13 protein-coding genes are annotated in these 9,625 nt (G+C 43.4%); all 13 read left to right on the top strand.

What is annotated here, in order from left to right:
• Positions 1–978, top strand: a 978-nt coding sequence (nrdD, locus tag H1S01_RS19135) for an anaerobic ribonucleoside-triphosphate reductase (RefSeq protein ID WP_279287045.1), incomplete at its 5' end; no start/stop codon positions are given.
• The gene (gene dut / locus H1S01_RS19130; RefSeq protein ID WP_188041994.1) at positions 975–1,472 is read left to right on the top strand and encodes a dUTP diphosphatase; all 498 of its coding nucleotides are present in this window, start codon (positions 975–977) and stop codon (positions 1,470–1,472) included. The genes nrdD and dut, both read left to right, overlap by 4 nt.
• Positions 1,462–1,686, top strand: a complete 225-nt coding sequence (locus H1S01_RS19125; protein WP_188041993.1) for a hypothetical protein — start codon at positions 1,462–1,464, stop codon at positions 1,684–1,686. Before dut ends, H1S01_RS19125 begins: the two co-directional genes overlap by 11 nt.
• Before the next feature lie 136 nt (positions 1,687–1,822).
• Positions 1,823–2,587 (top strand): FAD-dependent thymidylate synthase, encoded by a 765-nt coding sequence (locus H1S01_RS19120; protein WP_188041992.1) that lies wholly within the window; start codon positions 1,823–1,825, stop codon positions 2,585–2,587.
• A gap of 263 nt (positions 2,588–2,850) precedes the next feature.
• The gene (locus H1S01_RS19115) at positions 2,851–4,011 is read left to right on the top strand and encodes a DNA-methyltransferase (RefSeq protein ID WP_188041991.1); all 1,161 of its coding nucleotides are present in this window, start codon (positions 2,851–2,853) and stop codon (positions 4,009–4,011) included.
• Positions 4,011–4,226 carry a hypothetical protein gene (locus tag H1S01_RS19110; RefSeq protein ID WP_188041990.1) on the top strand — a complete coding sequence of 72 codons (216 nt, stop codon included), beginning with the start codon at positions 4,011–4,013 and terminating at the stop codon, positions 4,224–4,226. Before H1S01_RS19115 ends, H1S01_RS19110 begins: the two co-directional genes overlap by 1 nt.
• The gene (locus tag H1S01_RS19105; protein WP_188041989.1) at positions 4,226–4,762 is read left to right on the top strand and encodes an AAA family ATPase; all 537 of its coding nucleotides are present in this window, start codon (positions 4,226–4,228) and stop codon (positions 4,760–4,762) included. Before H1S01_RS19110 ends, H1S01_RS19105 begins: the two co-directional genes overlap by 1 nt.
• 39 nt (positions 4,763–4,801) lie before the next feature.
• Entirely contained in the window at positions 4,802–5,116 is a 315-nt protein-coding gene (locus tag H1S01_RS19100; protein ID WP_243237445.1) for a sigma factor-like helix-turn-helix DNA-binding protein, read from the top strand.
• Entirely contained in the window at positions 5,116–5,484 is a 369-nt protein-coding gene (locus H1S01_RS19095; RefSeq protein ID WP_188041988.1) for a hypothetical protein, read from the top strand. Before H1S01_RS19100 ends, H1S01_RS19095 begins: the two co-directional genes overlap by 1 nt.
• Before the next feature lie 71 nt (positions 5,485–5,555).
• Positions 5,556–5,909 carry a hypothetical protein gene (locus H1S01_RS19090; protein WP_188041987.1) on the top strand — a complete coding sequence of 118 codons (354 nt, stop codon included), beginning with the start codon at positions 5,556–5,558 and terminating at the stop codon, positions 5,907–5,909.
• A 111-nt stretch (positions 5,910–6,020) separates the two neighbouring features.
• Entirely contained in the window at positions 6,021–6,182 is a 162-nt protein-coding gene (locus H1S01_RS19085) for a hypothetical protein (RefSeq protein WP_188041986.1), read from the top strand.
• A gap of 936 nt (positions 6,183–7,118) precedes the next feature.
• Complete coding sequence (locus H1S01_RS19080; protein ID WP_188041985.1) at positions 7,119–8,426, top strand: hypothetical protein; 1,308 nt, start codon at positions 7,119–7,121, stop codon at positions 8,424–8,426.
• Entirely contained in the window at positions 8,416–9,507 is a 1,092-nt protein-coding gene (locus H1S01_RS19075) for a hypothetical protein (RefSeq protein ID WP_188041984.1), read from the top strand. Before H1S01_RS19080 ends, H1S01_RS19075 begins: the two co-directional genes overlap by 11 nt.
• The last annotated feature ends 118 nt before the right edge of the window (positions 9,508–9,625 follow it).

Raw genomic sequence — 9,625 nt, 5'->3', positions numbered from 1 at the left:
GTGCTGAATATCTACGCCAATGAGGGCTCCAAGATTGCAATGTGCTGCCGTTATGTAAACGATACCGAACGGATGAGTTATCGAGCCGACAGTTTCGGGAACGGCGGTCTTAGCATTGGCTCTCACCGGGTGGTGACTATCAACTTTCCACGGTTGGCGTTAGATGCCCGTAATGAAATGCACTTCTTCACCCTGTTGGAACGGCGAGCGCAGATGGCTAAGGATTTGCTATTGGTTCACCGGGAAGAGATTCTGCGCCGACGGGTAGAGAAGGGATTCCTTCAATTCTTTAATCCGCTTGGTTGGTTTTCACTGGACATGTTGTTCTCCACTATCGGGATTCACGGTCAGTATGAGATGTGTGAGTTTATGGGGATGCCGATGGAAAGTGAAGAAGGGCAATTGTTCACTGAGAAAGTGCTGAAGAAGACCGAGGAATATGCCCAGGCCTTCAGCCAAGAAACGGGGTATTCATTCAACACGGAGGAAATCCCTGCGGAGAGCACAGCGGTTACATTGGCAAAAAAGGACCGCCTAATCTACCGGAAGCTACAGCCCTTTGAATTGTACTCGAACCAGTACGTCCCATTAATCGCTGACATGAGCACAACCGATCGTATTCACTTAACCGGACGTTTCATGAAGCACGTAAGCGGTGGAGGCATCCTGCACCTGAATGTTCAAGAACGGATTACCGACCCCTTTATAATGAAGAAACTCATCCTGATTTCCTTATCGGAGGGAGTCGAACACTTTGCGATCAACTATGGATTCGGGGTTTGCGCCAGTGGGCATACGTCTATCTTGGGTACCGGCAAAAACTGTCCCATCTGTGGGGAGCCGATTATCGATTACATGACTCGGGTGATTGGGTACTTCACAAAGGTATCCTCATGGGGTGATATACGGAAGAATTACGAGTATCCGAAGCGGCAATTTAATGAACTGAAACAAGCAGGGGAGGAGGGACCGGATTGAATATTTTCGTAAAACGGCTTCATCCCAATACCCTCATTCCTGAGCGTCAAACCCCGCTTGCCAGCGGATTTGACCTACATGTCCTGGATGCGGTATCGCCAAGAAAAGCGTCGGCTCCGTATAATGATAACTTCAAATCCGTGTTGCTGTTGCCCAGCGATCGCATCCTCGTCCGCACTGGTATCGCTCTTCAACTGCCTATGGGGATGGAAGCCCAAGTACGACCTCGTAGTGGATTGGCGTTAAAGCATGGCGTGACCGTATTGAACACACCGGGAACTATCGATGCTGATTATATTGGCGACATCGGCGTGATTCTCATCAACCTTGGCGATGTACCAATCGATATCTTAAAAGGCGATCGTGTTGCCCAATTGGTATTTCAACCGGTCTTTCATGACGCAGTATTCTTAGAATCTGAAAAGCTCGACAAAACTGAACGAAACTCAGCCGGATTTGGGCATACAGGAAGGAGAACATCGAATGGGATATGATTTTGCAACATTGTATGCATTACGAGACGAGATCCTTTTTGAAGAAGAAACCCTGCGTAGCAAGGTGCTAAATGATAAGTCCGATCCGATTATTTTAGCCAAAGCATCTGCCTTGGCTTGGGCCGCCGAACGAATCACCTATGCGATTGAAGCGAATCTTGAATCGATAAATGAGGAGCGAAGAGAAAGGGGTAATAAAACTGAAAAGGTTTAGTATTGATCTCAATCCGATTTGCTGGAATGAACGTGTACATCTTGAACCGGAACGGCTTAACGATATTCGTCATATAGAACACTTCATCAATGAGAATTTCGTTAATGAGGGGTTCACCCCAAATCAACACGGGCGAGTGATCGCATTACGCTCCACCGACAAAGGCCGGAAATCCAGTGCTTTCGCATCGGCTCTGTATCTGGGTAAGTATAACGATATGGACAATACCGATCGATTTCTCAATGGCATGGTCAAGGCTGGTCATTCCTATGAGCCTATCCGTGGTGAGACCGTTACCTTCCTTTTCCTCGGCGTGAGCAAGACGGTCTATGATCATCTTATCACCTACACCATTCGTAACCGCCGAATAGCTGGTGGCTTCCGAGTGAATAAACCGTGGGGATTTGTGGTTCCCAATGAAGCAAAGGATCCTTGGCTATACCATCGGATGATGGAAGATCAACTAGCAAGATGCGAACAGCTTCGAAAAGAGCACCCCGAAGAATCGCTACAAGCCATCCGGTCGCTGTATCCCATAGGCGTAATGATGCCGCCGTTCATGCTGGACTTTTCTGAAGAGGCTCTGGTGAAGAACGTGTTCAGACAACGTATTTGGGAACGGGGTGCTCAAGAGGAAACTTGCGACGTCGTTAATTCCATGTTTGAGGCTGTCCGCACATTAGACCCCGAGAAGTGGAACTCATTACAGGAATACCACGGTCCTCATATCGATGGTCATAACCGGGCTATGCGGAAGCTGCGAGAACAGCGGCCCACCCTGCGGCAACTAGTGGCTAAAAACAACAACGCCCAGGCCGATGTAATGGACCTGGACGTTTATGAACTGCTCATGGATACCGTGGGGAAGTTGCCGAAGACGATGTGGGATAAAGCAGGCTAATGTTATTTCATTATCTCGATGTTCTTTCGGATTTCTCGTAACTGTTGAAAAGTGATTTCACCTTTGGCGTATCTTCTTTTTGCAATATGTTCCGGAGAATTGTAGTTTTTATACGCAATGAATCCGCCGAACAAGAGCGAAAAAGGTATCCCCAGTATGATCAAAATATCAAGAATTGAGGTTTCAACACCTTTCCTGGCTGGATTTAAATAATTATAACATGGTTTGCTTATTTCTCATAAATACAGACAGGAGGAACGCGTTTGAAACAAAATAATTTCGAAAATGCAGTACACCAAGGTGATTGCCTTGATATTTTAAGTTCCATTCCTGACAACTCTATTGACTCCTGCGTAACAGACCCACCTTACGGTCTTTCGAAGGAACCGAATATCCGTGAGGTCCTATCAAAGTGGATGGCTGGCGAGGATTACAACCACCAGGCCAAAGGTTTCATGGGCAAGTCTTGGGACTCCTTCGTCCCGGGGCCAGCCATCTGGCGACAAGTGTTTCGCGTACTCAAACCCGGCGGCCACATCCTGTGCTTCTCCGGCACGAGAACCCAAGATTTGATGACTGTCGCCCTTCGTATGGCTGGGTTTGAAATCAGAGATGTCATCGAATGGCTATACACCAGTGGCTTCCCGAAAAGCATGGACATCAGTAAAGCCTTTGATAAGCGAGCCGGGGTGGAGCGTCACATCATCGGTGAACGGGAAGTACCCGATAAGCGTAATGGTCATGGTAGGGCGTATGGTTCGTCGCTGTTTGCAGGGGAACAAACGGGCAAGATCGTTCATTACATTACCGAACCAGCGACCGATCTAGCCAAGCAATGGGATGGATGGGGTACATCGATCAAACCCGCACATGAGCCGATAATAATGGCGAGGAAGCCCATGGAGGGCAATACTCGCGAGAACGTTGAAAAGCACGGCACAGGTGCAGTCAACATCCGGGACTGCCGAGTTCCATCTGACCAAACAGAAGAAGGACGATTCCCGGCCAACTGCGTAACCACTGATGATGGCGAGTGGTACAGCACGTTTTTCAACATCACGCCCAAAGAAATCTCCAAGAAGTCCAGTAAGAAAGACCGCAACAGCGACTGGCAAGGTAACGTCATTGACCTCCAAGAACGGCGCACCTATCCCGGCACAGGCCGTGGCGTCATTAACAGCAAGTACACCATGGACGGCCGTGAGCGTAAGCCGGTAAAAAGTCGTAACCATCACCCGACTGTAAAACCAGTCGACCTCATGGCATGGCTGATAAAACTGATTACTCCACCCGGCGGCATCGTTCTTGACCCGTTCGGAGGAAGCGGCAGCACAGCAGTCGCAGCTAGAAAGAACGGATTTGACTTCATATTAATTGAACGCGAAGAAGACTATACCGAAGTGGCAAGAGCGAGGGCGTGCTGATGGCAAAAGTGATTGATTACCGGAAGGCTCTGGCGTTAGCAGAAGGCGAGGCCCGGTTGTTCATAACCTTCGTGAATGGCATGGCCAGACTACGAAAGTCTCACAGTTCTTCACAACAAGACATCGAGTATTATCAACGGTTGGCGAAAAGACTTAACCTTCTCAAACAATGGGAAACCATCGATAAACAACATTCTGAAAGGAAGATTGCATAATGAAAATCGCTTTGACAGGAAAGATGCGTTCCGGTAAAGATGCCGCTGCCGATTATCTGGTGAATCATTACGGGTTTAGAAAGTTTGCCTTCGGTGATGCCATTCGTAACCTCTGTAAAGAACTGTTCCCACACGCCGATGAAGACGGCAAACCCCGTGCTCTGTTTCAAGATGTCGGACAGGCTTTGCGAGAAGTCGATCCTGACGTATGGGTGAACTACGTATTACGTCAAATCGAAAGGGAAACTGGTCCAGATGATGATGTCGTAATCACTGACCTTCGCCAATGGAATGAATACCTCTCGTTGCTGGAAGCTGGTTTTGATGTGGTGAAGATCAATTCCTCTGCGACTACACGGATTCAACGAATGAAGCGATTGGGTGAGCAGATTAATCTGGCTCAGTTTAACCATGAGACGGAAAAGTTTGTTGAGCAGATTGATGCTGACTTCGAGATTACTAACGAGGGTACTCTGAAAGAACTGTACTGCTTAATCGACAATGCTCTACTACACATCAAAGAGGAGGCGGCCTAACTGGGGAAAGTTATTGATTTCTCGGCAAAGGAACGGCGATTGGATGATGCCTATCCATTAGATAGCGAACGAGGCATCTACGCCTTACTTACCCAACTGCACCATGTCCGAGAATCCCGCTTCCTTAGAGGTGATTACGACGCTAGTTTGTTATTGCTGGACTTAGCACAATCCATTACAGAAGCTAACTTGACACATCGGCAAAAGCAGGCGTTGAAGCTCGTTTTCATTAACGACTTCATTCAAAAGGACGCTGCCCATTGGATGAACATCTCACAACAGGCCGTCAGTGAGCATGTTCGCTCGGCCATTCAGCGGATCGCTCAGATCAATGAAGAGAAAGAGGTGGCATGATGGTGTTCTCTACAGAGTCGAATTATAAAGCATCATTCGCTAAAGCAGTAGACCTCTTAACTACCCAACACATGCCGGTTCAATGGCGGGTTAAGGCTGTTGATGATCTGATTGAGGCGTATGTGAAACAAGTCGGTGAGGTGCCCAATGACCGTCAACTAGAGCGACTAACAAACTACATCCTTCGAGATTCTAAAAACCAGCCGGATAAAGTGAGTAAAACCGAATATCCAGAACTCAATGAAGCTCAATGGAAGGTTCGTTCGAATAGAGAGATACCGTTGGAGCAAGTCGGCAATTTTTCCGTTGAAACAAAGCGGGTTGGGGTCAGGTTTAAGCACCGCGATAAGTGTAGAAGAATCGCATGATTACACTCTGTTAAATCAGGGAACGGATATCTTAAAGATATTCGAGGGGCTCCTCAGAAACAGGTGAATCGATGGGCCTAAAAGCTTGGTTGTTGTTGTTATTGAACATCTCACTAATTTTAGCAGGACAGACCCTTATCCGATTGGAGCTAGACCGATTAGGCGGTTTTGAGTTTGCGAACTTACTCAAAGCCGCTACGTCTCCCGGTATCCTTGGTGGCGTGGTTTTACTTACACTCGCTTTGTCGGTGTGGTTCAAGTTGCTAACAATGGTCCCATTTAGCACAGCTTTCCCAGCTCAAGGGCTCATTCATTTCCTTGGAATTATCGTTGGGTGGCTGGTGTTTTCGGAATATGTGCCAACGGTCAGATGGATCGGGGGGCTTTTCCTGATGGTTGGGGCTTATCTTGTTTCACTTCAGTGATAGGAAGGGTAGGGGATCGGTAAACACCGGTCCTCTCCAAACTTAACTTTACTATTGAATTAGTCCTAGATAAGCTGTACCTGCCTCGCAACAAAAGCAGGGAGGATTACAATGACAGAATTCTATCAAACCTTAATGGGCAGGAAGTTCTTTGAACGGGATGTTCCCAAACTCTCTGAATCCCTGGCCACCATCGCCGAACAACTGGCCCGGTTAAACCAGAACATAGAGAAGCTCAATGAAAACATGAGTAAGCCCAAAAAAGCTGAATGACGCCAACACAGTCCCCCGGCAACGGGGGCTGTTTCGCTCTTTGATAACTAAAAAAGCCCATGCCAAATAAGCGACGTTCATGAGATTAAAGAACCCTCGCTTGATAAGTGGTCGGACATAGACTCTGGTATAGCTGGGCGGACTTCGCTGTTGGGTGTTGGGGCAAACTGGCCTCCATGATCAGCGGTCGAAGTCGCCTCTTAGTTTGATAGGCAGACTGGCCTCTCTATGGGTGAAGTTCACTGCTGACTTATCGGCAAAACCACCATGGACGATGGTTTCGGAAACGTGGCCGGATTTCGCCAAGTGGCCTCCGAACGGTAAACCTGCAAGACGTTCTATAGAGTATATTACTTAGAATAATTTGCAGGTTACGCTGCCATCGTGTTCCACCAGGGAATCAGAATTTGCGGTCATTGTTGAGACCACCCCAGTTCGAACCCATAGTCCAACCGTGAAGCAACGCTTCCCATTTTCGATTTTCGGGAACTGGCAGTTCCGATTATGGTCCAAATATCAACCTCCCTCAGATTGAGAGCTCGGTAGACCAATATTCCAGATAGACAGACCTCCTTCGAGGAAAACTCGAGTTTGATTCGTTGCTGTCTTTAATTGAAGGAACAAGCCATCACCCGATAAAACTCCCCCTTAAAACCCGGCCCATCATGCACTGGGCCTTAATGTGAGCTATATGAATCAAAATGCTTGTCGTGTTGATTTCGACGGTAAAATCTTATGCGGAATTAAATTTTTAATTTTTGTTGGAGCCGGTTATTGCTCGATATTCATTCCTCCTTGGTGGGCGGTTGCCGCAGTGACATCATCGCTCTAGTAGGGGAGGAAGTCAACAAAATTAATGACTCCTAGAAGGATAATTAAGGAGAATATAGAAATAACCCACTAAAGAAGTGATTGTAATTTAGTGGGAGGATACTTATGAAAAACGTTGATATCGGAGCAAGAACATTAGATATTTACTCAGGGCTTTACCTATATAACGATACCTTATTAGACATAAATCTTGGGAGCACAATATTAATTGGAAAAGCAGCAAGCCTTGCTTCTCACCTTCGAGGGGTACAAGTAATCGATTCTTTTGAAGGATTAGTTGCATTGGCTGGAAAGTTGAGAATAACCTCCGTAGAACTTCCACAAGTATTACAAATACTTGATGAAATTCGTTACATTAACATAGTTGGCCCAAAACGAAAGCCTGATAAAATAGAAGTACTAATTGATAGATTTGAGGTTACTTACGACAGACTAGGAGAGAAGTGGAAAACAGAAGACCCTGTAGAATTTGAAAAGAAAATGATACAGGTTATAAATGATCTAACATCAAACTCCTTGCCTATTGAAAAAGTTAGGAATGACTATAATATAAAAGATGATATTTCAATAATGCTAGAAATTGGTGAACAATCCGGACTTCTTCGTACTTTTCAAAATCCGGACGGGGATACTTACCTATTTTCTCCGTTGTTCATGGAAGAAAACCCCCAAAGAATTTTATCATTCATGAATAACTATAAGGATGAACAAATTCAAAATCTATTAAATTTAGTAAATTCAAAACCGGGGTTTCCTGTATTCGACTTGTTGAAAATTAACGACCCCTTAATACTTGAAATATTAGATAAAAACATTTTTCAAGTACCAGCAATAGTGGCCTCTGGAGGTCAAGTCAATTTTCTTTTTAGTCCTTTTACAAAAGTAGAAGACAAACAAATGTTAAAGCACGCTAGATACGTCGTATCGGCTGTAAGGTACGGAGAAAGATTTTCCGTTTATTCGGAATTGAGAAGTCCGTCTAGATTTTTACAAGCATTATTAGATAGACAATATATTGGCAAAACTCCACATTCTGATATTGAAGCCCAATATGGTGTATTAAGAGACTGTGGTTTAGGAAGAATCGAAGAAATTGTCCCAGGAAGATATCGTTTTTATCTGGCTGATACAGATTATGCTAAAAATGTCGTTAGATTAGCTCAGCGTATTCTTTTTACTGACTCAGATTTTCATCCCGATATTCAACGAGGTATCATAGATGAGGCGTGGGAGTTGAGAAAAAATTTAACTTCGTATACATTTAATGATTATATTCCGAATCTAAGTAACTTAAACAACATAAAACACGTACTACAAAAGAAAAAGACTCTAATTAAATCTGAAAAGTCGACTAAGTTAATAAATAGTATAATAAATAAAATTTATAGCGAGGGTGAACCGGATGTCTTTTGATGATAATGATTTCCCCTATAAAGTTAGTTTTCAAAGAATATTATGGAAAATGGGTTTTTGGAGTAGAATAGAAATACCAGTTCTTGCTTATTCTATTGACGATTATACTAAGTCACTGAAACGCCATGACTTGACTGATGTTGACGTTTATGGTGAACTTATAAACTCTGATTTTGCTACCTATAAATATATTGCTGACTGTAAATCCGGAAGAAATGTAAAGGCAACCGAGAGGGCTTATTGGCTCAAGGGAGTAATGGAGTTTACAGGAGCAACGAAAGGATTTTTAATAAAGAAGAAAATATCTTCAAATACAAGATTATTTTTAGATAAACTAAGTATTTATGCAATCGATGAGAAAAATCTTTCGGAATTAGAAAAAATATATTACGTTAGCAATAATAATGATTTATTTAGCGTGGATTATTATAAAAAAAGATATCAAATAATAGATGAACTTAAAGATGAGTATGCAAAAATATATAGTTATCTTTCCGGCAGGTATTGGTACAATCCTTTGCATTCTAATCTTAGAATCCTGTTAAATATGTTGCAAAAAAATAATTTTTACCAGCAATTTAATCAGGAGTCTTCTACATCTCATAAGTTTATAATTTTGGAAATAGCTATATGTTTAAGTAGGATCGTTTTGGATTGCTGTAATTACGTATTACATCGTAATATTTCAGATATACCCTCGTGTGTATTAGAATATAGTTTCGGGGGGATTGCTGGGTATAATAATAAGAGAAATATGTTTAATGAAATCAAGGCACTATTAGAAACAGAAATGCCTAACGAAGAAATGAATAAATTATTAATTATGCAATCTGATTTTATTGATGGACTAATTAAGTTAGTTGCAAATTTTATTACAGAATCACACCATAGTAAAGAAAGTATTAAGTACTTAGAACTTATGCAACATGAAATTATTCTAGATAAGGAATTAAACTTTCAAGATTTAATTGGACCTACATTTTCAAGTGTAGGACTAAAACTAGCGAAAGACGTACTTAGGTATTATATTGGTTACGCTAATATTAACGAGTCTATTATTCTAAACTGTCTTAAAAAGTAGGTTAAACTAGTGCCCCATCAGACAACGTTAACCCGCAAAACCTAGTGGTAAATACAGGGATTTAAAGGAATATTGCAATTCTATGTCGAAAGAGAAATTCGATGGAGGGATTGCAATG

The sequence above is a fragment of the Heliobacterium chlorum genome (genome assembly GCF_014502795.1).
Taxonomy (GTDB): Bacteria; Bacillota; Desulfitobacteriia; order Heliobacteriales; family Heliobacteriaceae; genus Heliobacterium; species Heliobacterium chlorum.
This window is presented reverse-complemented; position numbering and strand designations above follow the sequence as displayed.